Here is a 24,581-nt window from a genome sequence, read left to right on the forward strand (position 1 = left end):
GGTCCTCTTCGTAAATGCATGGTGCTTTCGGGCAGGGAGGAGCGCGGCACGGCACCCCGGGGGGAGTGCCGTGCCGTGCGGACGTACGTAGGGAAAGGTGGAGTCGGCAGGCGTCAGCCCAGGACGGCGAGCGCGTCGATCTCGATGAGGAGGCCGGCCGGCAGACCGACGTAGACCGTCGTGCGGGCGGCGGGCGGCTGGGTCAGGCCCTGCTCCTCGAAGTAGGCGTTGTAGACGTCGTTCATCTCGGCGAAGTGGTCCACGTCCGTGAGGTAGACGCGGATCATCATCACGTCGTCCCAGGTCGCGCCGCCTTCCTCCAGGACCGCCTTGACGTTGACGAGGGTCTGGAGGGTCTGCTCGCGCAGGGTGGGGCCGGCCGGCGTCGGGGGCTTGCCCTCCTCGGCGGGCAGGAAGCCGACCTGGCCGGCGACCTGGAGGATGTTGCCCTTCTTCACACCGTGCGAGAACTTCGCGGGCGGGGTGGCGTGGGTCTTCGGGGTGAGTGCGGTCTTCTCGGTCATGCGAGGGTGCCCTTCACTGGCGTTCTTCCGGAGTACTCGCCGCTGATGGCGTCCGCCGTACGGCGGACCAGCGGGAGCAGGCTGAGGAGTTCCTCGGCGGTGACGACCACGTTCGGCGCGGAGACCGACATGGCGGCGACCACCCGGCCGTCGGCCCCGCGTACGGGGGCGGCGACACAGTTGATGGACTCCTCGTGGCCACCGAGGTCGGTGGCCCAGCCCTGTTCGCGCACCGTGGCCAGTTCCTTCAGGAAGGCCTCGGCGTGGGGGGTCGAACGGGCCGTGTAGAGGGGGTAGTCGAGCTGCTCGGCGAGCGCGCGGCGCTCGGGTTCGGGCAGATCGGCGAGGAGCAGCTTGGCTACGGCGGCGACGGTGATGGCCACCGGCTTGCCGATCCGGGAGTACATGCGGACCGGGTAGCGGCTCTCCACCTTGTCGATGTACAGCACCTCCTGCTCCTCGTACACGGCGAGGTGGACGGTGTGGCCGCACTGTTCGTTGAGCCGTACGAGGTGGGGGTGGGCGATCTCGCGGATGTCGAGGTTCTCCATCGCCTCCTGGGCGAGGGCGAAGAGCCGGGCGCCGAGGCGGTAGCGCTGGTCGGACTGGCGGTAGACCAGGCCGTGTTCGTGCAGGGTGCGCAGCAGGCGGAGGGCGGTGGACTTGTGCACGCCGAGGCGGTCGGCGACCTGCCCGAGGTCGGCGGGGCCCTCGGCGAGCAGCGGCAGGATGCTCAGGGCGCGGTCGACGGTCTGACTCATGGGATGTTCGCCTCCTCCTCGGCCTGCTCGGCTCGCGTCCAGCCGGGGCCGAGTCGAAGTCTCCCCCATGCCGCGTCGTCCAGGGCGGCGAGGTGGTCGGCGTGGTCGCGGGCGGGGGGTGCGGCCAGGTCGCCGGGGGTGGTGAGGGCGGCGGCGGCGAAGAGGTGGCCGTACCTCAGGCGGGCCTTGACGGGGAGTCCGCGCAGGGTGGCGGAGAGGAAGCCGGCGGCGAAGGCGTCTCCGGCGCCGGTGGCGGCCACGACGGTGGCGTGCAGGGCGGGTTCGAAGGTCCCGTCGGGGTGCTCGGGGGTGAAGGCCGTGGCGCCGCGCGCTCCCTCCTTCACCACCAGTACGTGCGGCTCGGGCAGCAGCCGGCGGACGGCGGCCGGCCCGCCGGTGGTCCCCCAGGTGTGGGCCGCCTCGTCCTCCCCCACGAACACCAGATCCGCGCGCCGGGCCAGCTCCAGCAGGACGCCGGTGCCCTCGCCGTCCCGCCACAGCCCCGGCCGGTGGTTGACGTCGAAGGACACCAGCGGGCGCCCCGGGCCGGGGGCCGTCATTTCGTGCAGCAGGTCCCGGCACTGCGCCGACAGCGCGGCCGTGATGCCGGTCAGGTGCAGCACCCGGGCCGCGCGGGCCGCCGCCAGGTCCACGTTCCCCGCGGACATCGCGGAGGCGGCCGATCCGGCCCGGTAGTACGCCACCTCGTGCGCGCCCGTCCCCCGGTCCCCGGCGGTGCGGAAGTACACGCCGGTGGGCCGGCCGGGGTCCCGGCGGACGGCGGTGACGTCGACGCCGTACCCGGCGATCCGTTCCACCAGGTGGTCGCCGAAGCCGTCCGCGCCGACCCGGCTGACCCAGCGGGCGGTGTGCCCGAACGCGGCCAGGGCGCAGGCCACGTTGGACTCGGCGCCGCCGATGGCCCGGTCGAAGGAGGGCACGTCGGCGAGGCGGCCGGGGCGGCTGGGCAGGAAGGTGACCATGGACTCGCCGAGCGCCGCCACGTCCACGTCCGTGACGGGCCGTGAGGGCGCGACGACCGAGGCGTAAGCAGCGTCGTTGATGATGACTCCCGTCGATCGCCAGGGCGAGGATCCGTTGACCCGGTGTTCGGCGAGATGCTAGACACCAGTAAGCACAAGACGCAATGGTCGTTGCAGAAGATGCAACGCCTGAGAGGGGCTTCATGGGCACCGAAGCGCTCACCCGCCTCGCCGAGGAACATGTCGACCACCGCTTCAAGGGCCTGCCGCCGGACGCCTACGGCCTGACCGTCGCCGAGCTGGCCGCCCAGCGCCGCAACCTCTTCCGGGACGGCGACGGCTTCACCACCCCGGTCCTCGCGCTGTCCGCCGAGCGCCTGGAGCACAACCTCGCGCTGATGGAGACGTACACCACCCGGCACGGCCTGGCCTTCGCCCCGCACGGCAAGACCTCCATGGCCCCGCAGCTCTTCCACCGCCAGATCGAACACGGCGCCTGGGGGATCACCCTCGCACTGCCCCACCAGGTGCGCGTCGCCCGGGCGTTCGGCGTCCGGCGGGTCTTCCTCGCCAACGAGCTGGTCGACGCCCCCGCCCTGCGCTGGATCGCCGCCGAACTGGCCGCCGACCCGGAGTTCCGGCTCGTCGCCTACGTCGACTCGGTGCGCGGCGTGGAGCTGATGGACGCGGCCCTGCGCGGCGCGGCCCGCCCGGTGGACGTGGTGATCGAGCTGGGCGCGGGCGAGGGGGCGCGCACCGGGGTGCGTACGGAGGCCGAGGCCGAGCAGGTCGCCGCCGCCGTGGCCGCCGTACCCACCCTGCGCCTGGTCGGCGTGGCGGGGTACGAGGGCGAGGTGCCGAAGGCCGACCCCGATCGGGTGCGGTCGTATCTGCGCAGGCTGGTGGCGCTGGCCGCCGGGCTGGACCGGAGCGGGCGGTTCGGGGAGACCGACGAGATCGTGGTGAGCGCGGGCGGCAGCGCCTGGTTCGACGCGGTCGCCGACGTCTTCGCCGGGATTCCGGACCTGTCGAGGCCCGTGCTGAAGCTGCTGCGCTCCGGCGCGTACGTCTCGCACGACGACGGGCACTACCGCAGGCTCACCCCGTTCGGCCGGGTGCCCGAGGAGGGCGCGCTGGAGCCCGCCTTCCGGCTGTGGGCGCAGGTCGTCTCCCGGCCCACCGCCGAACGGGCCTTCGCCAACGCGGGCAAGCGGGACGCGGCCTACGACCTGGATCTGCCGGCCGCCCAGGTGGTACGCCGGGACGGCGTGGAGCGCCCGGCCGCCGGCATCACCGTCACCGGCCTGTCCGACCAGCACACCTGGCTGCGCACGGACCCGGAGGCGGATGTCGAGGTGGGCGACTGGATCGGCTTCGGCCTGTCCCACCCGTGCACGTCGTTCGACAAGTGGCAGCTGATCCCGGTGGCCGAGGCGGACGGCACGGTCGTCGACTACATCCGTACGTTCTTCTAGGAGGCCCGTGTGGAGGACCTGGTCATCCGGGACGCCGACGTCGTCGACGGCAGCGGGGCGGACGCGTACCGCGCCGATGTCGTGATCGGTGCCGGCCGCATCGTCTCGATCGTCAAGGAGGCCGCCGCCGCGGGCTGCCAGCGCCCGCGCGCCAGGCGGGAGATCGACGCGGAGGGCCTGGTCCTCTCCCCCGGCTTCATCGACATGCACGCCCACTCCGACCTGGCCCTGCTGCGCGACCCCGACCACAGCGCGAAGGCCGCGCAGGGGGTCACGCTGGAGGTCCTCGGCCAGGACGGGCTGTCGTACGCCCCGGTGGACGACCGCACGCTGGAGGAGGTGCGGCGGGCGATCACCGGGTGGAACGGGTACGGCGACGACATCGACTTCGACTGGCGGTCGGTGGGCGAGTACCTCGACCGGCTGGACGGGGGCATCGCCGTGAACGCGGCCTATCTGATCCCCCAGGGCACCCTCCGGGCGCTCGTGGTCGGCTGGGAGGACCGCGCGGCCACCCCCGAAGAGCTGGACCGGATGCGGCGGCTGGTCGGGGAGGGGCTGGAGCAGGGCGCGGTGGGCCTGTCGTCGGGGCTGACGTACACCCCGGGCATGTACGCGCGCGACGCCGAACTGACCGAACTGTGCCGGGTGGTGGGCTCCTACGGCGGCTACTACTGCCCGCACCACCGCTCCTACGGCGCCGGCGCGCTGGAGGCGTACGCCGAGATGGTCGCCCTCGCCCGGGAGGCGGACTGTCCGCTGCACCTCGCGCACGCGACGATGAACTTCGGGGTGAACAAGGGCCGGGCGCCTCAGCTGCTGGCGCTGCTGGATGGGGCCCTTCAGGCGGGCGCGGACATCACCCTGGACACCTACCCCTACACCCCCGGCAGCACCACCCTCGCCGCGCTGCTGCCGAGCTGGGCGAGCGAGGGCGGCCCCAAGGAGATCCTGGCCCGGCTCGCCGACCCGGCGACGGCCGGGCGGATCCGGCACGACCTGGAGGTCACCGGCTCGGACGGCTGCCACGGCGTGCCGGTGGAGTGGGAGACGATCGAGATCTCCGGGGTGAGCGATCCGGCCCTCGGCGACTTCGTGGGCCGTACCGTCCGGGAGTCGGCCCACCTGCGCGGCGAGGCCCCCTGGGACACGGCCCGCCGCCTGCTGCTGCGGGACCGGCTCGGTACGACGATCCTCCAGCACGTCGGCCACGAGGAGAACGTCCGCGCGATCATGCGGCACCGCGCGCACACCGGCGGCTCCGACGGCATCCTGCGCGGCAGCAAGCCGCATCCGCGGGCGTACGGCACGTTCCCGCGCTATCTCGGCCACTATGTGCGGGAGCTGGGCGTGCTGACGCTGGAGGAGTGCGTCGCCCACCTCACCTCCCGGCCGGCGGCGCGGCTGCGGCTGCCGGACCGCGGGCTGGTGCGCGAGGGGTACCGGGCGGACCTGGTGCTGTTCGACCCGGAGACGGTCGCGCCCGGCGCCACCTTCGCCGAGCCGCGCAGGCTGCCGACGGGAATCCCGTACGTGCTGGTGGACGGCCGGTTCGTCATCGAGGACGGCCGGCGGACGGATACCCTCGCGGGCCGGTCCGTCCGCCGTACGCCGCTGTGAACCGCGTTTACGGCTTGGGCAGGGTGCAGCCGGCCGCGCTCAGGTTGAGCCTGTTGCCGGTGGTGAAGCAGGCGGGGATGTTGTAGGTCTGCTGGGCGTAGTTGATGCCCTGGCGGACGGTGACGTTGCCGCTCGCGTCGACCTCGCACGGGTTGTTCACCGTGCACCGCGCGCCGTCCTCGTTGCCGGTGTTGTTGACGGCGACCACCTTGCCGGTGGTGGCGTCTACCACCGGGGAACCGGAGGTGCCGCCGATGGTGTTGCAGGCGGAGGTGTAGCGGACCGAGTCCTTGAAGGTCCAGTCGCCCTCCTTCAGCCGGTACACGAACCCGTCGATGTTGCAGCTGTAGATGCGCTTCCAGTAGCCGGAGACCACCTTGATGGCGGTGCCGGCCACGGGGTGGGTGTCCTGCACGGTGAGCGGGCTGATGCCGTACGAGCTCTTGATCGCCGCGTACGTGGTGGTGGTGCGGTAGATCGTGACGTCCGTGTCGGTCATGGTCGAGTAGACGATCTGGTTGGCACGGAGGGTGGCGATCTTGGTGCCGGCGGAGTTCAGCAGGCCGAAGGTACGGCTGGAGGACTGGCCGGTGATGACCTGGCCGGCGCTCGGCATGCCGGTCTCCAGGCAGTGGCCGTTGGTCAGCACGAGGGCCGGGTCGGTGTCGGCGGAGCCCGGGAAGCGGATGACGGAGCCGGAGCAGTTGCTGAGCGAGACGGTGCCGGCGAAGTCGACGGCGACCGCGGCGGCCTTGGCGGGGTGCGGGGCGGAGGTGGCCGGGGCGGAGGTGCCCGGGGCGGCCAGCGCCGGGGTGGCGCCGAGGCCGACGGCCGCCACGGCACAGAGCGCGGCAAGGAGAGGCTTGTTCACGTGGGGGTCCCCTCGTACGACGGGGGCGACCGGAGGTCTTCCGGTCGCCCACACGGTTGTCATGCGCATTGTCGACAGCGCGGCGGGGCGGGGACAAGAAGCGGCGACAGGTCATAGGGGTTTCCCTCGGACCGCGCACCGGAGGTTTGCCGCGGGCGCGCGGGGCGTTCACCTTGGGGCGGGCGACGGAGGAATGCGTCGGCCGCGTGACGGAGGATCACGTCGGCCGCGCGACGAGGGGTTACGTGGGCAACGGCCTTGGCAAAGGCAGCGGTTGGGCGTGGCGGGGGCGCGGGGCGGACTCCGTGCGCCGGATCGGCGGGGTCGCGCCGGACGCCGTACCCCGCGCAGAGGCCCGGAGCCGCCCCTGGCTCACTCCGTCCAGCGAGGCCACCTCGGGCCGCCGTGGCCGTGGCGGGGGCCGCCCGGACGGTAGGCCGGCGTGGCGGTGGGCGAGGCCGTGGCCGTGGGGGCGGCGGGCCGGGTGGCAGGGGGCGCGGTGGTGGCCGGCCGGCTGCCGGCCGGGCCGCTCGCGGTGGTGCCCGGGTGTGGGGCGGTGGCGGAGCGGGCGGTCGTGACCGTCGGCGCGGTCACGGCGGTAGGGGGCGCGGTGGCCGGGGCCGGCGTGGGCGGCACGGTGGTGGCCGTGGCGTCACCGGCGCCGTCGTCGCCCGCGCCCGCACCCTTGTCCCCGCCCTTGCCCCCGCCGTCCGTGCCGTCGCCGTCCGTCGCGGGGCCGTCGGCGATCCGGCCGCCGCCGGCGGGGCGGGACGGGTCCGAGGAGCCGGGGCCGGACAGCGTGGCGATCGCCGCGACGGTGCCGGCCACCGCCGCGAGGGCGCCGGCGACGACCACCGTGCGGCGGCGGCCGCCCGCGCCGGGCCCGGCCGGCCCCGGCCGCCGAAGGCGCCGACATCACCGACCGCACCGGCGTCGTCGACGGAGCCGACGGAGCCGACGGCGCGGCCTCGGCCGGCCGGTCGGGCTCCCCGGCAGCCGGCGGCAGCTCGCGCGTCGCGTCGTAGTCGTTCCGCCAGCCGTGCGCGGCGGCCGGGTCGGCGTACTCCTCGTAGGCGGGGGCCGGAGCCGGCAGCGGGTGGTACACGCTCGGCCGGACACCGGGCGCGCCGCCCGCCCCGTGCGGGACGTGCGCCTCCGCTCCGTACTCCCGTTCCATGGACATGGCAGCGAATTCTAGGGACGCAAGGCCCCTGCAAGACATTCGGCGGTGTTTTCCGGGCAACCCCGTGTCCCGGGTGGTGGAAAACACCGCCCACGGGGCGGGAGCGGGCCGTAAGCTCACGGATATGCAGGTGATCCAGTCGACCAAGCTCGCCAACGTCTGTTACGAGATCCGGGGCCCGGTTCTCGAAGAGGCCATGCGGCTGGAGGCGGCGGGCCACCGCATCCTCAAGCTCAACACCGGCAACCCGGCCGCCTTCGGCTTCGAGTGCCCCCCGGAGATCCTGGAGGACATCCTCCGCAACGTCTCCACGGCGCACGGTTACGGCGACGCCAAGGGGCTGCTCGCCGCCCGCCGCGCGGTCGTGATGCACAACCAGACCATCGGTATCGAGACGGACGTCGAGCACGTCTTCATCGGCAACGGCGTCTCCGAGCTGATCGTGATGGCGATGCAGGCGCTGCTGGACGACGGCGACGAGGTCCTGGTGCCGGCCCCGGACTATCCGCTGTGGACGGCGGCCGTCTCCCTGTCCGGGGGGACGGCGGTGCACTACCGCTGCGACGAGCAGTCCGACTGGATGCCCGACCTGGCCGACATCGAACGCAAGGTCACCGACCGCACCAAGGCGATCGTCGTCATCAACCCGAACAACCCCACGGGCGCGGTGTACGACGAGGAGGTGCTCAAGGGGCTGACGGACATCGCCCGCCGGCACAACCTGCTGGTCTGCTCGGACGAGATCTACGACAAGATCCTCTACGACGGCACCACGCACACCCCGACCGCGAAGGTCGCCCCCGATCTGCTCACCCTCACCTTCAACGGCATGTCGAAGGCGTACCGGGTGGCCGGTTACCGCGTCGGCTGGATGGCGGTCTCCGGCCCGCGCGCCCACGCCGACTCCTATATCGAGGGCCTGACGATCCTGGCGAACATGCGGCTGTGCGCCAACATGCCGGGGCAGCACGGGGTGGTCGCCGCGCTCGGCGGACGCCAGTCGATCAACGACCTGGTGCTGCCGGGCGGGCGGTTGAAGGAGCAGATGGACGTCGCCTACGACCTGCTCACCCGGATCCCGGGCGTGAGCTGCGTACGGCCCAAGGGCGCGCTGTACCTCTTCCCCCGGCTGGACCCGAAGGTCTTCAAGGTCAAGGACGACCGGCAGCTGGTCCTGGACCTGCTGCGGCAGGAGAAGATCATGGTCGTCCACGGCACCGGCTTCAACTGGCCGGAGCCCGATCACTTCCGGGTGGTGACCCTGCCGGCGGTCGGCGATCTCCGGGACGCCATCACCCGCATCGGCACCTTCCTGGACGGATACGGCCAGCCGTAGCCGCCGGGCCGTACTCCGTGACTCGACTCAACTTTAGACGAAATCCAATGTAGGATGGTTTCCTGTCAGAGCACAGGAGGCCATCCCCATGTACGAACCGATCCGCACCAAGTCGGTCCACAGCACGATGGCCGGCAGCGACTTCCCCCACCGGTCGCGCGAGGAGGAGCTGGACATCCAGCTCGCCGGGCACCTCGCCGCGCTGCTCGCGGTCACCGACGAGCTGCGCGCCCTGACCCCGTCCGCCGACCTGGACACCGCCGCCGAACGCCTCGCCGCCCAGGTGGCCCGGCTGCGCGGCGGCCGTGCGCCGCTGCGCGCGGCACCGGCCGCGGCGGGTGACCCGGCCGCGCTGCACCGGCGGGCGCACACGCTCGCCGGACGCGCCCTCGTGGTCGCCGCCTCCCGCGCAGACACCGCGGCGGCCATCCTCGCGGCCGAGCGGATGGACGCCCACGCCGGCGCCGAGACCGACCCGAAGACGCTCAGCCCGGCCCACTGACCCCGCCGAGGGGTCCCCCTGACGGCCCCGGTCCGCGCGCACCCGCAGCGACGCGCGGACCGGGCGCCACCCACCTCACCGGCCCCGGCCGGTGCCTTCCCTTCCCGCCTCGCGATCCGGCCCGCTCCGGGTGAACGCGGTCGGCCCCAGCCGGGCCGGGGCGAGTCCGCCCGGACGCGAGGACACCGGAAGCCACGACAGCCGAAAACCCGGGGCCCCGCACGCCGTTGTGCGGGGCCCCGGGTGGGTGGTCACCGCGGCCGGTCGTGACGATCGCTGGTCAGGGCACATCCGGACCGGCCGCGGAGTCTTGCGGGCGCGGGCCTCAGCCCAGGCGCTCCAGCAGCGCGTGGTACTGGTCCCACAGCTCCTTCGGGGTGTGGTCGCCGAAGGTGTTCAGGTGTTCGGGGACCAGGGCGGCCTCCTCGCGCCAGACGTCCTTGTCCACGGTGAGCAGGAAGTCCAGGTCGGCCTCGGGCAGTTCGAGCCCGTCGGTGTCCAGCGCGCCCTTGGCCGGCAGGATGCCGATCGGGGTCTCGACGCCCTCGGCCCTGCCCTCCAGCCGCTCCACGATCCACTTCAGGACGCGGGAGTTCTCGCCGAAGCCCGGCCAGACGAACCTGCCCTCGTCGTCCTTGCGGAACCAGTTGACGTAGTAGATCTTCGGCAGCCTGGACTGGTCCTTGTCCTTGGCCACGTCGATCCAGTGGGCCATGTAGTCGCCCATGTTGTAGCCGCAGAACGGGAGCATCGCGAACGGGTCGCGGCGCAGCTCGCCGACCTTGCCCTCGGCCGCCGCGGTCTTCTCGGAGGCCACGTTGGCGCCGAGGAAGACGCCGTGGTTCCAGTCGAAGGACTCCGTCACCAGCGGCACGGCCGTGGCCCGGCGGCCGCCGAACAGGATCGCCGAAATCGGCACGCCCTTGGGGTCCTCCCACTCGGGCGCGATGGTCGGGCACTGCGCGGCCGGCACGGTGAAGCGGGCGTTGGGGTGCGCCGCCGGGGTCGCGGACGCCGGCGTCCAGTCGTTGCCCTTCCAGTCGGTCAGGTGGGCCGGGGGCTCCTCGGTCATGCCCTCCCACCACACGTCGCCGTCGTCGGTGAGCGCGACGTTGGTGAAGACCGCGTTGCCCCACAGGGTCTTCATCGCGTTGGCGTTGGTGTGCTCGCCGGTGCCGGGCGCGACGCCGAAGAAGCCCGCCTCGGGGTTGATCGCGTACAGACGGCCGTCCTCGCCGAACCGCATCCAGGCGATGTCGTCGCCGACGGTCTCCACCGTCCAGCCGGAGATCGTGGGCTCCAGCATGGCGAGGTTGGTCTTGCCGCAGGCGGAGGGGAAGGCGGCGGCGACGTACTTGGCCTCGCCCTGCGGCGGGGTGAGCTTCAGGATCAGCATGTGCTCGGCCAGCCAGCCCTCGTCACGCGCCATGACCGAGGCGATACGCAGCGCGTAGCACTTCTTGCCGAGCAGGGCGTTGCCGCCGTAGCCCGAGCCGTAGGACCAGATCTCCCGGGTCTCGGGGAAGTGCGAGATGTACTTGGTCTGGTTGCAGGGCCAGGGGACGTCCTCCTGGCCCGGCTCCAGCGGGGCGCCCAGCGTGTGCACCGCCTTGACGAAGAAGCCCTCCTCGCCCAGTTCGTCCAGGACGGCCTGGCCCATGCGCGTCATCGTGCGCATGGAGACGGCCACGTACGCGGAGTCGGTGATCTCCACGCCCAGCGCGGACAGCGGGGAGCCGAGCGGGCCCATGCAGAACGGGACGACGTACATCGTGCGGCCCCGCATCGAGCCCCGGAACAGGCCCTGCTCACCGGTGAAGATCTCCCGCATCTCGGCGGGGGCCTTCCAGTGGTTGGTCGGGCCCGCGTCCTCCTCCTTCTCGGAGCAGATGAAGGTGCGGTCCTCGACGCGCGCGACGTCGGTCGGGTCCGAGGCCGCGTAGTAGGAGTGCGGGCGCTTGACCGGGTCAAGCTTCTTGAACGTTCCCTTGGCGACCAGTTCCTCGCACAGCCGCTCGTACTCGGCCTCGGAGCCGTCGCACCAGACCACCCTGTCCGGCTGCGTCAGTTCGGCGATCTCGTTGACCCACGAGATCAGTTCCCGGTGGTGGGTGGGGACGACGGTGGGAGCCGCGTTGTCGCGCGCCACGATTGCTCCTAAGTGAGGGTTTTTGGGTGTGTTCGCCCCGTGGGGGCCGCGACCCGGATGCTTCGTAGCCGCTCATCCGGTGCCGACCGCACTCATTTGATCATCCGAGTCTAGTGCCCATCTGTCCAGAGGGCATCACAGGTGAGCGGCGTGAGGAATCCCACGATGTCCAGGTTGTTTTGCGTCCACGTTGGGTTCAGCTGAAGGACTTTTTGCCTGTGGCGCGAGAGTGACGTGGATGCGTACGTATTGACGGACGGTTTACGGAGGCGTCGGTACCATGCCCCGCATGACTGCGTCCGTCCCCGACGCGCCCACGGACACGCCGGCCGCCGGCCGCGGTCCCGTCGCGCTTTCCCTGCCGCATCCGGTCAAGCCCCGTCTCCGCGGCTGGCTGCACCTCGGCATGTTCCCGGCCGTACTCATCGCGGGCCTCGTGCTCACCGCGCTCGCCGACTCGACCAGAGGCCGCATAGCCTGCGGCATCTACGTCCTGACGGCGTGTCTGCTCTTCGGTGTCAGCGCGCTGTACCACCGGGGCAACTGGAGCCCCCGCATGGACGGCGTGCTGCGCCGTCTGGATCACGCCAACATCTTCCTGATCATCGCGGGCACCTACACCCCGCTGACCATGCTGCTCCTGCCCGGCGGCAAGGGCCGCTGGCTGCTGTGGGGCATCTGGGCCGCCGCCGCGGCCGGCATCGTCTTCCGGGTCTTCTGGGTCGGCGCCCCTCGCTGGCTGTACACGCCCTGCTACATCGCGATGGGCTGGGCGGCCGTGTTCTTCCTGCCCGACTTCCTGCGCGCCGGCGGCATCGCCGTCCTGGTCCTGGTGGTGGTCGGCGGCCTGCTGTACAGCGCCGGCGGCGTGATCTACGGCATCAAGCGCCCGAACCCGTCACCGCGCTGGTTCGGCTTCCACGAGGTGTTCCACTCCCTGACCCTCGCCGCGTTCGTCGTGCACTACGTCGGCATCTCGCTGGTCGCCTACCAGCACGCGTAAGGCCCGGAGAAAAAACGCCGAGGTCCGCGCGGGGGTCCGTGCGATGCTGGCCGGGTGAACGGAACCGAGATCCACGTCGAAGTCGACCCCGCGCTGCATCTGTTCGTGCCGGCCGCCCGCCGGCACGGGGCCACCGCGCTGGCCACGGACGGCGTCTCGACGCTCGGCCACGTCGTCGAGTCCCTCGGCATCCCGCTCACCGAGGTCGGCGCCCTGGTCGTGGACGGCCGCCCGGTCGCGGCCGGGCACATCCCGGGCGCGGCCGAGCGGGTCCTCGTCCGCCCGGTGGAGCGCCCCCAGCGGGTGCCCGGAGCGCCGCTGCGCTTCCTCCTCGACGTCCATCTCGGCACGCTCGCCCGCCGGCTGCGGCTGCTGGGCGTGGACACGGCGTACGAGTCCACGGACATCGGCGACCCGGCGCTCGCCGCCCGCTCGGCGGCCGAGAAGCGGGTGATGCTCAGCCGCGACCGGGGCCTGCTGCGCCGCCGGGAGCTGTGGGCCGGCGCCTTCGTCTACAGCACCCGCCCCGACGACCAGCTCCACGACATCCTGGACCGCTTCGACCCCGCGCTGCGGCCCTGGACCCGCTGCACCGCCTGCAACGGCCTGCTGCGGGACGCCGCCAAGGAGGAGGTCGCCGACCAGCTCAAGGGCGGCACCCAGCGCACCTACGACGTGTTCGCCCGGTGCGCGGACTGTGGTCGCGCGTACTGGAAGGGCGCGCACCACGACCAGCTGGAGGCCATCGTGGAACGCGCCCTGAACCGGCGCGGCACGGTACGGCGCTGACGCCCGCTCACCCGGCCGCTCTCAGGCCAGCTTCGCCCGCAGCGCCTCCGGGTCGGTCACCGGCAGATCGCAGACGAAGCCCCGGCAGACGTACGCGGCCGGGGCGCCGTCGATGAGGGTGCGGCCCGCCAGCAGCGGGAACTCGTCGCCGTCCGGGACGCCGCACGCGACGACGGCACCCGGGGCGCCGCCCAGCAGGGCCGTACGGTGCAGGGCGGCCGTCCGCTCGTCGTCCGGGCCGGGACCCACGACGGCCACCTCGCGCGGCCCGTCGAGCAGCGCCTCGGCGACGGCCAGCCCCCACCCGATGAACCGCGGCACGCGCGGCCCGAGGGTCTTCACGACCCCCAGCGCCCGCTCGGCGGCCACCCGGTGGGCCTCGGAACCGGTGTGGGCGGCGTAGCCCAGCAGGGCCCCGGCCGCTGCGGTCCAGCCGGAGGGGGCCGCGTTGTCGGTGGGGTCCTGGGGCCGGCGGATCAGCCGCTCGGCGTCGGAGGCGGTGTCGTACAGGGCGCCGGTCTCCGGGTCGGTGAACCGGGCCAGGACGTGGTCGAGCAGCAGTCCGGCGAAGTCGAGCCAGACGCCCTCGCCGGTGACCGAGGCGAGCGCGAGGAAGCCCTCGGCCACATCGCCGTAGTCCTCCAGCACGCCCGCGTTGGGGCCGACCCGGCCGTCCTTGCTGGTGCGCGCGAGCCGGGCGTGTTCGTCCAGGTGGACGCGGACGAGCAGGTCGGCGGCGCCGAGCGCGGCCTCGACCAGGTCGGGCCGGCCGAAGTAGGCGCCGGTCTCGGCGAGCGCGGCGACGGCGAGCCCGTTCCAGGCGGCGACGACCTTGTCGTCCCGGCCGGGGGCGGGCCGCCGGGCACGGGCGTCGAACAGCCGGCGCCGGACGGACGCGATCCGCTCCGCCTCGTACACGCCCTCCGCCTGGGGCAGTTGCAGCACCGACCGGCCGTGTTCGAAGGTGCCCTCATCGGTCACGCCGAAGTACTGGGCGGCGAGGCCGGCGTCGTCGCCGAGGACGTCGCGCAGCTGCGCGGGCGTCCACACGTAGTACGCCCCCTCCACGTGCCGTCCGGTGCCGTCGTCGCTGTCGGCGTCGAGGGCGGAGGCGAACCCGCCCTCCTGGGTGCGCAGTTCGCGGACCAGGAAGTCGGCGGTCTCCAGCGCGACCCGCCGGGCGAGGTCCGAACCGGTGGCCCGCCACAGATGGGCGTAGACCCGGCACAGCAGGGCATTGTCGTAGAGCATCTTCTCGAAGTGCGGCACGATCCAGTCGCGGTCGACGGAGTACCGGGCGAACCCGCCGCCGAGCTGGTCGTAGATCCCGCCCCGCGCCATCCGCTCGCAGGTGTCCGCGGCCATCTGCAGCGCGCCCTCGGCACCCGTGCGGGCGTGGTGGCGCAGCAGGAACTCCAGCACCATGGACGGCGGGAACTTGGGCGCGCCGCCGAATCCGCCGCGCTGCGGGTCGTACTCGCGGGTGAGGCCGAGCAGGGCCTGGGCGAGTTCCTGCTCGCCGGGCGGCTCGGCGGCCTGCCGGACGATCTCCCGCTGGGCGAGATCCCGGACGATCTTCCCGGCGACCTCGCCGACCTCGTCGCGCCGGGTGGTCCAGGCCTGCTGGACGCCCTCCAGCACCTGGCGGAAGGAGGGCATGCCGTGGCGCGGGGCGGGCGGGTAGTAGGTGCCGAAGTAGAAGGGTTCGGCATCCGGGGTGAGGAACACGGTCATGGGCCATCCGCCGTGCCCGGTGGCCGCCTGTACCGCCTCCATGTACACCGCGTCGACGTCCGGCCGCTCCTCGCGGTCGACCTTCACACTGACGAAGTGCTCGTTGAGGTAGTCGGCGGTGGCCTGGTCCTCGAAGGATTCGTGGGCCATGACGTGGCACCAGTGACAGCTGCTGTACCCGACGCTCAGCAGGACGGGTCTGTTCGTCCTGCGGGCCTCGGCGAAGGCCTCGGCCGACCATGGCCACCAGTCGACGGGGTTGTCGGCGTGCTGGAGCAGATACGGGGACGTCTCATGGGCCAGTCGGTTCACCGTTCCACTCTCCCACGCGCTCCGGCACCGCGTAGAGCCCACGACGTCCGGCGCGCGGGCGGGACCGGCCCGCCGCGCCACCCGCCGGCGCCGTACGCGGCACCGGACGGCCGGAGCCCGTTTAGCGGGTCCGGCCGACGCGCATGGCGCCGGGCCGCCACGCCCGTGAGGTGACGGGGTGGCGGTGCCGGCGGGGTGGTGAGCCCCGGCGTCCTACTGGGCCGGGGAGCCGGCCTGCTTCCCGGCCGGCTCCGCCCCGGTCTCCGGGGCCTCCTTGAAGTCGACCTTCTGCATGTGCTTGTTCATCGACTTCATCAGGCCCCAGACGGCCACGGCCATCACCGCGAAGACGATGAAACCGAGGACACCGGGGGTGACCTTGTTCTGGTCCACCTCCTTGGCGAGGGGGACCAGGTGCGTCATTGCGAGGCTCACGCTTGCGCTCATGTCAGGCATTGTCCCGGATGCCCGCGAAGAGGTCGTCCTCGGGGAGGGAGGTATCGACCAGAGACTTCGCCAGCTCGTACTCCTCGGTGGGCCAGACCTCCTTCTGGAGCTCCAGCGGCACCTTGAACCAGCCGCCGTCCGGGTCGATCTGCGTGGCGTGGGCGATCAGCGCCTTGTCACGGATCTCGAAGAAGTCCGCGCACGGAACGTGCGTGGTCAGCGTGCGCTCGGTGCGCTCGAACTCGTCCCAGCGCTTGAGCCAGTCCCCGTACGGCGACTCCAGGCCGCGGTCGAGCATGGCCTGGTGCAGGGCCTCGGTACGGGGGCGGTTGAAGCCCTGGTTGTAGTAGAGCTTCAGCGGCTGGTAGGCGGGCCCGTACTCGTCCTCGGGGTACTTCAGGGTGTCCGCCGCGCCCTCGAACGCCACCATGGAGATCTTGTGGGTCATGATGTGGTCGGGGTGCGGGTAGCCACCGTTCTCGTCGTAGGTGGTGATCACCTGCGGGCGGAAGGAACGGATCTTCCGCACCAGCTCACCGGCCGCCTTGTCGACGTCCTCCAGGGCGAAGCAGCCCTCGGGCAGCGGCGGCAGCGGGTCGCCCTCCGGCAGCCCGGAGTCCACGAAGCCCAGCCACTCCTGCTTGACGCCGAGGATCTCGCGGGCCTCGTCCATCTCCTTCTTGCGCACCTCGTGGATGTGCTCCTCGATGTACGCGTCCCCCTGCAGCTTCGGATTGAGGATGGACCCGCGCTCTCCGCCGGTGCAGGTCACCACCAGCACGTCCACCCCCTCGGACACGTACTTCGCCATGGTGGCCGCGCCCTTGCTCGACTCGTCGTCGGGGTGCGCGTGAACGGCCATCAGTCGCAACTGGTCAGTCAAGACTCAATCCTCGGTAACTCGGCGCCCCCGTGGCTCCGGGCGCAGTCGGCGGCTTCTATAGTGACTCAATCGGGGGGCGAATAATTCCGCGGAGAGGACGATCATGAGTACCGCGAGCACGCGGCTGCCCGAGGGCCGCTACGGCCGCCCCTCGGACGAGCGCGCCGACCGCAAGCTCAGGATCGCCGCCTCGGTGCTCGGGGCGGCCCTGCTCGCCCTGGTCGGCTACTTCGCCTACCACTACGTGGCGCAGAGCGAGATCAGCGCCCAGGTCATCACCTTCCAGGCGTCCGACGACACCGTGAAGGTCCATCTGGAGGTCCACAAGGACGCCGGCACGTCCGGCTACTGCACCGTGCGGTCCCAGTCGGACGACGGCGCCGAGGTGGGCCGGGCGGACTTCCGGTTCTCCGGGTCGGACACGCGCATCGACAAGGTCGTCACGCTCCGTACGACCGCCCGGGGGACGACGGCCGAGCTGCTGGGCTGCCACGCCGACTGACGGCCGCGCCCGCGGACACTCCCCGGCGCCGTCCGGAATACGTAGGCCCTGACCTGCGTTGACGAGATGTACACGGCTTATGTCCTCCCCCTTTCGCCCACGAATTGTTAGGCTCGTGGTTTCGCCCATCCATGAGGGAACATTCTTCTGGGTAGGGCGATGCTTTGTATTCCCAGTACCGACGAGGAGCACCCTGTGACCCAGACCAGCGAGAACGTCACCTGGCTGACCCAGGAGGCGTACAACAAGCTCAAGGACGAGCTTGAGTACCTTACTGGTCCTGCGCGCACGGAGATCGCCGCCAAGATCGCGGCTGCGCGCGAGGAGGGCGACCTGCGCGAGAACGGCGGGTACCACGCGGCCAAGGAGGAGCAGGGCAAGCAGGAGCTGCGCGTACGCCAGCTGACCCAGCTCCTTGAGAACGCCAAGGTCGGTGAGCCGCCGGCCGCGAACGGTGCCGTCGCGCCGGGCATGGTCGTCACGATCGCCTTCGACGGTGACGAGGACGACACGCTGACGTTCCTGCTCGCCTCCCGCGAGTACGCGAGCGCCGACATCGAGACCTACTCCCCGCAGTCCCCGCTGGGCTCGGGCGTCATCGGCCACAAGGTCGGCGAGGACGCGGAGTACGAGCTGCCCAACGGCAAGAAGGCCTCCGTGCGGATCCTGAAGGCCGAGCCCTACACGGGCTGATCCGGGCTCCCGGTTCGCTTCCGGCCCCCGGCGCCCCTCTGGGCGGCCGGGGGCTTTGTCGTGCTCCGGGCCGTGCCGACCGGCCGGGGCCCGCCGGGGCCTGGGGATCAGGCGGTCGCGGAGCGGTACTTGCGCACGGCGAGGGTGCGGAAGACGACGATGATCAGGACCGAGTAGATCAGCGACGCCCACACCGGGTGCTGCATCGGCCAGGCGTCCGAGGTGGACTGCCCGGGGTTGCCGAACAGCACGCGGGCCGCCTGGACGGTGGCGCTGAACGGGTTCCACTCGGCTATGTGGCGCAGCCAGGGCGTCATGTTGGCGGTGTCCACGAACGCGTTGGACAGGAAGGTGACCGGGAAGAGCCAGACGAGCCCGCCGGAGGTGGCCGCCTCCGGGGTGCGCACGGTCAGTCCGATCAGCGCGCCGATCCAGGTGAACGCGTAGCCGAGCAGGAGCAGCAGCCCGAACGCGGCGAGGACGCGGCCGGGGTTCGTGTCACCGTCGGAACCGGTCCGCCAGCCGACCAGCAGCGCGACGATCGCGAGGACCAGCAAGGTGAGCGCCGTCTGCACCAGGTCGGCGAGGGTGCGGCCGGTCAGCACCGCGCCGCGCGCCATGGGCAGTGAGCGGAAGCGGTCGATGAGCCCCTTGTGCATGTCGTCGGCGATACCGGCGCCGGAGCCCGCGGTGGCGAAGGTGACGGTCTGCGCGAAGATGCCGGCCATCAGGAAGTTCTTGTAATCCAGCGCGCTGGTGCTGGCGCCGATCTTCATGGAGCCGCCGAACACATAGGTGAACAGCACCACGAACATGATCGGCTGAATGAGCCCGAAAATTAACATCTCGGGAATCCTGGACATGCGGATCAAGTTGCGCCGGGCGACGATCAGCGAGTCCCGGACGGACCGGCCGACGGCGTTGCCGGGTGCGGCGGCGGGCGCGGCCTCGGTGACGGCGCTCATTTCACGGCCTCCTTGCCGTTCCGTTCGTTCCGTGCGTTGCGTGTGTTCTGCTTCTGCGACGCGTCCTGCTGGTCCTGGTCGGCGCTCTGGGCCGCGTGTCCCGTCAGGGACAGGAAGACGTCGTCGAGGGTGGGGCGGCGCAGTCCGATGTCGTCTATCCCGACCCCCCGGGTGTCCAGCTCGCGGATGATCTCGGCGAGCAGCTTGGCGCCGCCGGTGACGGGCACGGTGAGCCGGCGGGTGTGTTCCTCGACCGTGGTCTCGCCCTTGCCGAAGCCGCGCAGCACCTCCGCCGCGGTCGCCATACGCTCCCGGTCCTGCACCACGACCTCGACGCGCTCGCCGCCGGTACGGGCCTTGAGCTGGTCGGAAGTGCCCTGGGCGATGACCCGGCCGTGGTCGACCACCGCGATGTCGTGGGCCAGGTGGTCGGCCTCCTCCAGATACTGCGTGGTGAGCAGCAGCGTCGTACCCCCCGAGACCAGTTGCTTGATGACCTCCCACAGCTGCTGTCGGTTGCGGGGGTCGAGGCCCGTCGTCGGTTCGTCCATGAACATCACCGGCGGGGAGACCACGAGGGCGGCGGCGAGGTCCAGCCGGCGGCGCATGCCTCCGGAGTAGGTCTTGGCGGGACGGTCGGCGGCGTCCGTGAGGTTGAACTGCTCCAGCAGCTCCGCCGCGCGGGCCTTGGCCGCCTTCGCCCTCATCTGGTACAGCTGTCCGACCATCTGCAGGTTCTCCCGGCCGGTCAGATACTCGTCCACCGCCGCGAACTGGCCGGACAGGCCGATGGAGCGGCGCACCGCGTCGGGATGGCGCAGCACGTCCACGCCCGCGACGACCGCCTTGCCGCTGTCGGGGCGCAGCAGGGTCGTCAGGCAGCGGACCGTCGTCGTCTTGCCGGCGCCGTTCGGCCCGAGCAGGCCGAGGACCGTGCCCTCGGGCACGTCCAGGTCGACGCCGTCCAATGCCCTTACGTCACCGAAGGTCTTCACCAGGCCTTCGGCATAGATGGCCCCTGGCATGTCTGTCTCCACGTCGTCGGGGATTTTCGGGACGGACTCTTCGCAAAAGCTAGGCGTGTTCGCCCGACAGCGCCCCCCTTTTTCCCCTGGGCTCTCCCACCGGCACGGACACCCCTCGCACGGGTGCGGACAGGCAGCCCGGCGACCACACGAGATACCGTAACGCGATGTATCGCGTCCCTCAAGGGGCTTCACCCGAAAGGGTGGTTGGCCATCGGACCGCGGAGATGTCAGGCGATGACCGTGTAACCGGCGTCCCGCAGGGCCCGGCCGAGCTCCGCGCAGTGCGCCGGGCCCTTGGTCTCCAGGTGCAGCTCGACCTCCGCCTCGGCGAGCCCGAGGCGCGGGTCGGTGCGGACGTGGCTCACGTCGAGGACGTTGGCGTCGGCCGCCGACAGCACCCCGAGGAGCGTGGCGAGCGCCCCCGGCCGGTCCGTCAGCCGCAGCCGTACGGCCAGGTAGCGGCCCTGCGCGGCCATGCCGTGCCGCAGTACGCGCTGCATCAGCACCGGATCGACGTTGCCGCCGGAGAGCACCGCGACGACCGGTCCCTCGAAGGCGTCCGGTGCGGTCAGCAGCGCGGCGACCGGGCTCGCCCCGGCCGGCTCCACGACCAGCTTGGCCCGCTCCAGGCAGAGCAGCAGCGCCGCCGACAAGTCGTCCTCGCCGACCGTGCGCACCTCGTCGACCAGCTCGCCGACGATCCCGAACGGCACCGCGCCGGGCCGCCCCACCCTGATGCCGTCGGCCATCGTCGCCGGGTTCCGCAGCGACACCGGGCGCCCGGCGGCCAGCGAGGGCGGGTAGCAGGCGGCGCCTTCCGCCTGCACACCGACGATCCGGACATCCGGCCGCAGCGCCTTGACCGCCACCGCGATCCCGGCCGCGAGCCCGCCGCCGCCCATGCCGACGACTATCGTGCGCACCTGCGGGCACTGCTCCAGGATCTCCAGGCCGACCGTGCCCTGCCCGGCGATCACGTCCGGGTGGTCGAAGGGGTGGATGAACACCGCGCCGGTCCGGGCCGCGTACTCCTCGGCGGCGGCCAGCGTCTCGTCGACCACCTGGCCGTGCAGGCGCACCTCGGCGCCGTAGTCCCGGGTCGCGCTGACCTTCGGCAGGGGCGCGCCCTGCGGCATGAACACCGTGGCGTGCACCCCCAGCAGCGAGGAGGCCAGCGCCACGCCCTGCGCGTGGTTGCCGGCGCTCGCGGCCACCACACCGGCGGCCCGCTCCTCCGGCAGCAGCCCGGCGATCCGCACATAGGCGCCGCGCAGCTTGAACGAGCCGGTCCGCTGGAGGTTCTCGCACTTCAGGTGCACCGGCGCGCCGACCAGCCCGGACAGGTACCGGCTGCCCTCCAGCGCGGTCACCCGGGCCACGCCCGACAGCATTTTCCGGGCGCCGCGCACGTCGTCGAGGGTGACGGAACGCAGGGAGTCGGCCGTGCGGTAGCTCATACCACCAGCATCGCAGTTCACGTTTGCGCACGGCGGGTGTGACCAAGCTGCGAGACCGGTTCGCACAGCGCCGGTACGGCCCGGCTCCGGGCCGCGTAACCTGTCCCCCAACCCAGCAGCCCTCATGAAGTGAGCCTCCGGCCATGCCCACAACACCAGGAATGTCGATGGACATGACGACCGTCGGTGACACCGGTCTTCTCGACACCCTTCAGCACGAGGTGGCGGTGTTCGCCCGCCGAGCCGAGCAGACGCGTCTCGGCGGCGTAGGCCAGGTGCGCAACTCCATGGACCGTGCCGCGTATCTGCTGCTCAACCGCCTGGACAAGGAAGGCCCGATGGGGGTCAAGGCGCTCGCGGGGAGTATGGGCATCGACTCCTCCACCGTCACCCGGCAGGTGGCGCCCCTGGTCGACACCGGCCTGGTCAAGCGCACCTCGCACCCGGAGGACGGCCGGGCGGTGGTGCTCCAGCTGTCGCCGCGCGGCGCCGCCCGGCTGGAGGAGGTGCGCTCGTCCCGGCGTCAGCTCATGGCCGAGCTGACCCACGACTGGGCGCCTGAGGAGCGCGAGCAGTTCTGCTCGCTCCTGACCCGCTTCAATCACGCGCTCTCCGCGCGGATGGCGGTGCAGGGCGTTCCGGCGGCGGAGCAGCCTCCCGCCTCCTGAGCCGCGCCCCACACCGGAGGAGTCAGGAGTCTTGACCCCGGGCCGCCCCTGGCTTGATATGAGACCGGGCCCGGACAGGGCCCCGTCAGGGGAGGCGCGGTGCGTGATCGGCAGCCGGCCCGCGGTGAGCTCCGGGCCCGGGAGTTCGAGGCGTTCGTCGCGGGCGCGGCGGGACGCCTGCTGCACGCGGCGACACTGCTCACCGCGGAGGCACCGGACGCCAACCCGCGCGCGCGACGTCTGCTGACGCTCGCCCTGGCCCACACCTACGCCCGCTGGGACCGGCTGCGCGGCGAGGACCCGTACGACTGCGCCCGCCGGTACCTCGCCACCCGCTTCGCGCACACCACCTGGCACCGCCACGGCGCCCTCGGCCACGCCCGGTCCGGTCCGCACGGGCGGCGCGGGCCGCGTGGACCGCTCGCCGCGCTCACCCCGCGCGAGCGGCTGGTGCTGGTCCTGCGGATCTACGAGGGGGTGGCCGAGGAACAGACGGCGGCGCTGCTCGGTCTGCCCGCGGAACGCGTCCACACCATCTGCGACCGCGCGACGGCCACCGTGCTGCACCCGGCCCGGCCGGCCTTGTCGGGCGGGGTGGCCACGAAGGCGGCCCCCTCATGAGGCGCGCCGACGGAACCGGCTGCCACGGCTCCCACGGCTCCCACCGTGGCCGCCCCGGCCGGCGCGGCCGCCTGCCCGGCTACCGCCGCCGTCTGTACGGCCGGGGCCTGTACGCCCGGGGCCGCCGTCTGTACGGCCGCGGCCGAAGTCTGTCCGGCCCTCCCGCGCGGGGCGGTGGCGCACCCGGGGGCTTTCCGAGGCCGGTGGGGGAGAACGCCGTCGCGTGTGGTGTGACGCGCGCGGTGGAAACGGCGCGTCACCGCCCCGCGCGCGCGTGCGTGACCACGGGGAGGCCCATGGACGGCGACGGCACCGGGAGCCCGCCCGGACCCGCGGGCGGTGCGCTGCCGCCGCCGCCCCGGCCCGTGCCCCCGGACAGTGCCGCACCGCCCCCGCCACCGCCCGACCGGCGCCGGGGGCCGTGATGAGGCGTGGGGAGCGGGAGGCCGCCGTGCGCGCGGTGATGGAGCGGGCCGTGGCGCCGGTGCCGCCCGGGCTGTACGCGGACGCGGTGCTCCGCGGGGACCGTCTGCTACGGCGCCGACGGCTCGCGCGCCGGGCGCTGTGGCTGCTGGCGTGCGCCGCGGTCCTCGCGTTCACCGTGTGGGCGGCCGAGGCCCGCCCCTGGGCGGAGTCGCCCTCGCGAACGACCCCACCGGTCACCGGCCGGTGACCCCGCCCGCTAGCCGAGGGCCTGCTTGAGGTCCTCCAGCAGGTCCTCGACGTTCTCGATGCCGACGGACAGGCGCACCAGATCGGCGGGGACCTCCAGCTGGGAGCCGGCCACGGAGGCGTGCGTCATCCGGCCGGGGTGCTCGATCAGGGACTCGACCCCGCCGAGGGACTCGCCGAGGGTGAACACCTCGGTACGGGCGCACACCTCCAGCGCGGCCTCCTCGCCGCCCGCGACGCGGAACGACACCATGCCGCCGAACGACCTCATCTGCTTGGCGGCGACCTCGTGGCCGGGGTGGTCCGACAGGCCCGGGTAGTACACCTGCGTCACGCGCGGGTGCCGGGTCAGCATGTCGGTGACCTTCGCGGCGTTCTCGCTGTGCCGGTCCATGCGCACCGCGAGGGTCTTGGTGCCGCGCAGCACCAGCCAGGAGTCGAAGGGGCCGGCCACGGCGCCCATCGCGTTCTGGTGGTAGGCCAGCTCTTCGCCCAGCTCCTGGTCGGCGACGACCAGCGCACCGCCGACCACGTCCGAGTGGCCGCCCATGTACTTCGTGAGCGAGTACACGACGACGTCCGCGCCGAGCGCCAGCGGCTGCTGGAGGTAGGGGGTGGCGAAGGTGTTGTCGACGACGAGCTTCACGCCCGCGTCGTGGGCGACCTGGGCGACGGCGGCGATGTCGGTGATGCCGAGCAGCGGGTTGGAGGGGGTCTCCACCCAGACGGCCTTCGTCTTCGGGGTGATCGCGGCCCGTACGGCGGCCGGGTCGGCGGTGTCGGCGACGGACCACTCCACGCCCCAGCGGGTGGCCACCTTGGCGAAGAGCCGGAACGTGCCGCCGTAGGCGTCGTCCGGGATGACCACGTGGTCACCGGGGCCGAGGAGCGTACGCAGCAGCGTGTCCTCGGCCGCCAGGCCGGACGCGAAGGCGAGGCCGCGGCGACCACCGTCCAGCGCGGCGAGGTTCTCCTCCAGGGCGGTCCGGGTCGGGTTGGCGCTGCGGCTGTACTCGTAGCCGCCGCGCAGCCCGCCGACGCCGTCCTGCTTGTAGGTCGACACCTGGTAGATCGGCGGGACGACCGCGCCGGTGAGGGGATCCGCGGTGTTGCCCGCGTGGATCGCGAGGGTCTCGAAGTGGTCGCTGATGTGCCTGTCGCTCATGTGCATCGAGCGTAATGCGCCCGGCCGGTTCCTGACGCCCGCGAGAGGTGTTCGCCGGGTTCTGCAATGTTGCCGTCACGCTCTGACCGAGGTTGCTGTCATGTCCTGATCGAGCTTTTCCTGTCATGCCCCGATCGGGCTGGCGTCCTGCTCCGATCGGAGCTGCTGTCATGTCCTGATCGGGAGTTTTCCACAGGCTCGCGGCGGGGGTCGCCATTTGTCGGCGGGGTCTGGTTCG

24 protein-coding genes are annotated in these 24,581 nt (G+C 72.2%); 11 read left to right on the forward strand and 13 right to left on the reverse strand.

The genetic code is table 11. The features are described from left to right. Positions 1 to 113: 113 nt before the first annotated feature. Genes ABD350_RS14520 through ABD350_RS14530 form a run of 3 tightly spaced genes read right to left on the reverse strand, consistent with a single transcriptional unit; the run spans position 114 to position 2,295 of the window. Positions 114 to 524 carry a RidA family protein gene (locus ABD350_RS14520; RefSeq protein WP_344348442.1) on the reverse strand — a complete coding sequence of 137 codons (411 nt, stop codon included), beginning with the start codon at positions 522 to 524 and terminating at the stop codon, positions 114 to 116. Continuing rightward, entirely contained in the window at positions 521 to 1,285 is a 765-nt protein-coding gene (locus tag ABD350_RS14525; RefSeq protein ID WP_344348444.1) for an IclR family transcriptional regulator, read from the reverse strand. The genes ABD350_RS14520 and ABD350_RS14525 overlap by 4 nt, the downstream gene beginning before the upstream one ends. Further along, positions 1,282 to 2,295 (reverse strand): sugar kinase, encoded by a 1,014-nt coding sequence (locus tag ABD350_RS14530; RefSeq protein ID WP_382467014.1) that lies wholly within the window; start codon positions 2,293 to 2,295, stop codon positions 1,282 to 1,284. Before ABD350_RS14530 ends, ABD350_RS14525 begins: the two co-directional genes overlap by 4 nt. A gap of 176 nt (positions 2,296 to 2,471) precedes the next feature. Between ABD350_RS14530 and ABD350_RS14535 the strand changes: the two genes are divergently transcribed. Together ABD350_RS14535 and ABD350_RS14540 are read left to right on the forward strand one after the other, a co-directional pair. Further along, on the forward strand, positions 2,472 to 3,743 hold the full coding sequence (locus tag ABD350_RS14535) for an amino acid deaminase (protein ID WP_344348446.1): 1,272 nt from the start codon (positions 2,472 to 2,474) through the stop codon (positions 3,741 to 3,743). Positions 3,744 to 3,752: 9 nt separating this feature from the next. Beyond that, positions 3,753 to 5,363, forward strand: a complete 1,611-nt coding sequence (locus ABD350_RS14540; RefSeq protein WP_344348448.1) for an N-acyl-D-amino-acid deacylase family protein — start codon at positions 3,753 to 3,755, stop codon at positions 5,361 to 5,363. A 7-nt stretch (positions 5,364 to 5,370) separates the two neighbouring features. On the opposite strand, the gene ABD350_RS14545 is transcribed toward ABD350_RS14540, so the two are convergent. Then, entirely contained in the window at positions 5,371 to 6,234 is an 864-nt protein-coding gene (locus ABD350_RS14545; RefSeq protein ID WP_344348449.1) for a S1 family peptidase, read from the reverse strand. Between the two features lie 372 nt (positions 6,235 to 6,606). Further along, positions 6,607 to 7,062 (reverse strand): hypothetical protein, encoded by a 456-nt coding sequence (locus tag ABD350_RS14550; protein WP_344348450.1) that lies wholly within the window; start codon positions 7,060 to 7,062, stop codon positions 6,607 to 6,609. 479 nt (positions 7,063 to 7,541) lie between these two features. On the opposite strand from ABD350_RS14550, the gene ABD350_RS14555 reads away from it, so the two are divergent. Both ABD350_RS14555 and ABD350_RS14560 read left to right on the forward strand, forming a co-directional pair. Then, the gene (locus ABD350_RS14555) at positions 7,542 to 8,753 is read left to right on the forward strand and encodes a pyridoxal phosphate-dependent aminotransferase (protein WP_344348451.1); all 1,212 of its coding nucleotides are present in this window, start codon (positions 7,542 to 7,544) and stop codon (positions 8,751 to 8,753) included. Positions 8,754 to 8,841: 88 nt separating this feature from the next. Further along, entirely contained in the window at positions 8,842 to 9,255 is a 414-nt protein-coding gene (locus ABD350_RS14560) for an SCO4983 family protein (RefSeq protein ID WP_344348452.1), read from the forward strand. Between the two features lie 325 nt (positions 9,256 to 9,580). Here the strand turns inward: ABD350_RS14560 and ABD350_RS14565 are convergent, their stop codons facing one another. Then, positions 9,581 to 11,404, reverse strand: coding sequence for a phosphoenolpyruvate carboxykinase (GTP) (locus tag ABD350_RS14565; protein ID WP_344348453.1), 1,824 nt, complete (start codon positions 11,402 to 11,404; stop codon positions 9,581 to 9,583). 289 nt (positions 11,405 to 11,693) lie between these two features. On the opposite strand from ABD350_RS14565, the gene trhA reads away from it, so the two are divergent. Continuing rightward, a complete protein-coding gene (gene trhA, locus ABD350_RS14570; RefSeq protein ID WP_344348454.1) occupies positions 11,694 to 12,407 on the forward strand; it encodes a PAQR family membrane homeostasis protein TrhA in 714 nt (237 codons plus the stop codon). A gap of 54 nt (positions 12,408 to 12,461) precedes the next feature. Further along, positions 12,462 to 13,196, forward strand: a complete 735-nt coding sequence (locus tag ABD350_RS14575; RefSeq protein ID WP_344348455.1) for a Mut7-C RNAse domain-containing protein — start codon at positions 12,462 to 12,464, stop codon at positions 13,194 to 13,196. Between the two features lie 21 nt (positions 13,197 to 13,217). Here the strand turns inward: ABD350_RS14575 and ABD350_RS14580 are convergent, their stop codons facing one another. The 3 genes from ABD350_RS14580 to mca all read right to left on the reverse strand — a co-directional run bounded on the left by ABD350_RS14580 (position 13,218) and on the right by mca (position 16,551). After that, positions 13,218 to 15,242 carry a thioredoxin domain-containing protein gene (locus tag ABD350_RS14580; protein WP_344348456.1) on the reverse strand — a complete coding sequence of 675 codons (2,025 nt, stop codon included), beginning with the start codon at positions 15,240 to 15,242 and terminating at the stop codon, positions 13,218 to 13,220. A 213-nt stretch (positions 15,243 to 15,455) separates the two neighbouring features. After that, positions 15,456 to 15,698: a hypothetical protein gene (locus ABD350_RS14585; protein WP_344348458.1), complete on the reverse strand. Its 243-nt coding sequence runs from the start codon at positions 15,696 to 15,698 to the stop codon at positions 15,456 to 15,458. Beyond that, on the reverse strand, positions 15,691 to 16,551 hold the full coding sequence (gene mca / locus ABD350_RS14590) for a mycothiol conjugate amidase Mca (protein WP_344348502.1): 861 nt from the start codon (positions 16,549 to 16,551) through the stop codon (positions 15,691 to 15,693). Before mca ends, ABD350_RS14585 begins: the two co-directional genes overlap by 8 nt. A 124-nt stretch (positions 16,552 to 16,675) precedes the next feature. Here mca and ABD350_RS14595 point away from each other — a divergent pair, with 124 nt between their 5' ends. Together ABD350_RS14595 and greA are read left to right on the forward strand one after the other, a co-directional pair. Continuing rightward, a complete protein-coding gene (locus ABD350_RS14595) occupies positions 16,676 to 17,074 on the forward strand; it encodes a DUF4307 domain-containing protein (protein ID WP_344348460.1) in 399 nt (132 codons plus the stop codon). Between the two features lie 195 nt (positions 17,075 to 17,269). After that, the gene (gene greA, locus ABD350_RS14600) at positions 17,270 to 17,767 is read left to right on the forward strand and encodes a transcription elongation factor GreA (protein WP_208033967.1); all 498 of its coding nucleotides are present in this window, start codon (positions 17,270 to 17,272) and stop codon (positions 17,765 to 17,767) included. Positions 17,768 to 17,874: 107 nt separating this feature from the next. Here the strand turns inward: greA and ABD350_RS14605 are convergent, their stop codons facing one another. The 3 genes from ABD350_RS14605 to ilvA form a co-directional block, all read right to left on the reverse strand. Then, positions 17,875 to 18,732 carry an ABC transporter permease gene (locus ABD350_RS14605; RefSeq protein ID WP_344348462.1) on the reverse strand — a complete coding sequence of 286 codons (858 nt, stop codon included), beginning with the start codon at positions 18,730 to 18,732 and terminating at the stop codon, positions 17,875 to 17,877. After that, complete coding sequence (locus ABD350_RS14610) at positions 18,729 to 19,757, reverse strand: ATP-binding cassette domain-containing protein (protein WP_344348463.1); 1,029 nt, start codon at positions 19,755 to 19,757, stop codon at positions 18,729 to 18,731. The genes ABD350_RS14605 and ABD350_RS14610 overlap by 4 nt, the downstream gene beginning before the upstream one ends. Positions 19,758 to 19,987: 230 nt before the next feature. Continuing rightward, a complete protein-coding gene (ilvA, locus tag ABD350_RS14615) occupies positions 19,988 to 21,217 on the reverse strand; it encodes a threonine ammonia-lyase (protein ID WP_344348464.1) in 1,230 nt (409 codons plus the stop codon). 161 nt (positions 21,218 to 21,378) lie between these two features. On the opposite strand from ilvA, the gene ABD350_RS14620 reads away from it, so the two are divergent. The 3 genes from ABD350_RS14620 (at position 21,379) to ABD350_RS14630 (ending at position 23,179) form a co-directional block, all read left to right on the forward strand. Further along, the gene (locus ABD350_RS14620; protein WP_344348503.1) at positions 21,379 to 21,885 is read left to right on the forward strand and encodes a MarR family winged helix-turn-helix transcriptional regulator; all 507 of its coding nucleotides are present in this window, start codon (positions 21,379 to 21,381) and stop codon (positions 21,883 to 21,885) included. 99 nt (positions 21,886 to 21,984) lie between these two features. Next, the gene (locus ABD350_RS14625) at positions 21,985 to 22,506 is read left to right on the forward strand and encodes a sigma factor-like helix-turn-helix DNA-binding protein (protein ID WP_344348465.1); all 522 of its coding nucleotides are present in this window, start codon (positions 21,985 to 21,987) and stop codon (positions 22,504 to 22,506) included. Positions 22,507 to 22,930: 424 nt separating this feature from the next. Next, positions 22,931 to 23,179, forward strand: a complete 249-nt coding sequence (locus ABD350_RS14630) for a hypothetical protein (protein WP_344348466.1) — start codon at positions 22,931 to 22,933, stop codon at positions 23,177 to 23,179. Between the two features lie 9 nt (positions 23,180 to 23,188). Here the strand turns inward: ABD350_RS14630 and ABD350_RS14635 are convergent, their stop codons facing one another. Continuing rightward, on the reverse strand, positions 23,189 to 24,343 hold the full coding sequence (locus ABD350_RS14635; protein ID WP_344348467.1) for a cystathionine gamma-synthase: 1,155 nt from the start codon (positions 24,341 to 24,343) through the stop codon (positions 23,189 to 23,191). Positions 24,344 to 24,581: the final 238 nt, after the last annotated feature.

The sequence above is a fragment of the Streptomyces nogalater genome, from assembly GCF_039532885.1.
Taxonomy (GTDB): Bacteria; Actinomycetota; Actinomycetes; order Streptomycetales; family Streptomycetaceae; genus Streptomyces; species Streptomyces nogalater.

Bases quoted from the DNA above. Each gene is read 5' to 3' on its own strand.
- ABD350_RS14585 (WP_344348458.1), bottom strand. From the start codon at position 15,698: ATGCCTGACATGAGCGCAAGCGTGAGCCTCGCAATGACGCACCTGGTC.
- ABD350_RS14630 (WP_344348466.1), top strand. From the start codon at position 22,931: ATGAGGCGTGGGGAGCGGGAGGCCGCCGTGCGCGCGGTGATGGAGCGG.
- ABD350_RS14620 (WP_344348503.1), top strand. From the start codon at position 21,379: ATGTCGATGGACATGACGACCGTCGGTGACACCGGTCTTCTCGACACC.
- mca (WP_344348502.1), bottom strand. From the start codon at position 16,551: ATGGCCGTTCACGCGCACCCCGACGACGAGTCGAGCAAGGGCGCGGCC.
- ABD350_RS14595 (WP_344348460.1), top strand. From the start codon at position 16,676: ATGAGTACCGCGAGCACGCGGCTGCCCGAGGGCCGCTACGGCCGCCCC.
- ABD350_RS14525 (WP_344348444.1), bottom strand. From the start codon at position 1,285: ATGAGTCAGACCGTCGACCGCGCCCTGAGCATCCTGCCGCTGCTCGCC.
- ABD350_RS14560 (WP_344348452.1), top strand. From the start codon at position 8,842: ATGTACGAACCGATCCGCACCAAGTCGGTCCACAGCACGATGGCCGGC.
- ABD350_RS14605 (WP_344348462.1), bottom strand. From the start codon at position 18,732: ATGAGCGCCGTCACCGAGGCCGCGCCCGCCGCCGCACCCGGCAACGCC.
- ilvA (WP_344348464.1), bottom strand. From the start codon at position 21,217: ATGAGCTACCGCACGGCCGACTCCCTGCGTTCCGTCACCCTCGACGAC.
- ABD350_RS14520 (WP_344348442.1), bottom strand. From the start codon at position 524: ATGACCGAGAAGACCGCACTCACCCCGAAGACCCACGCCACCCCGCCC.
- ABD350_RS14610 (WP_344348463.1), bottom strand. From the start codon at position 19,757: ATGCCAGGGGCCATCTATGCCGAAGGCCTGGTGAAGACCTTCGGTGAC.
- ABD350_RS14555 (WP_344348451.1), top strand. From the start codon at position 7,542: ATGCAGGTGATCCAGTCGACCAAGCTCGCCAACGTCTGTTACGAGATC.
- ABD350_RS14635 (WP_344348467.1), bottom strand. From the start codon at position 24,343: ATGAGCGACAGGCACATCAGCGACCACTTCGAGACCCTCGCGATCCAC.
- ABD350_RS14535 (WP_344348446.1), top strand. From the start codon at position 2,472: ATGGGCACCGAAGCGCTCACCCGCCTCGCCGAGGAACATGTCGACCAC.
- trhA (WP_344348454.1), top strand. From the start codon at position 11,694: ATGACTGCGTCCGTCCCCGACGCGCCCACGGACACGCCGGCCGCCGGC.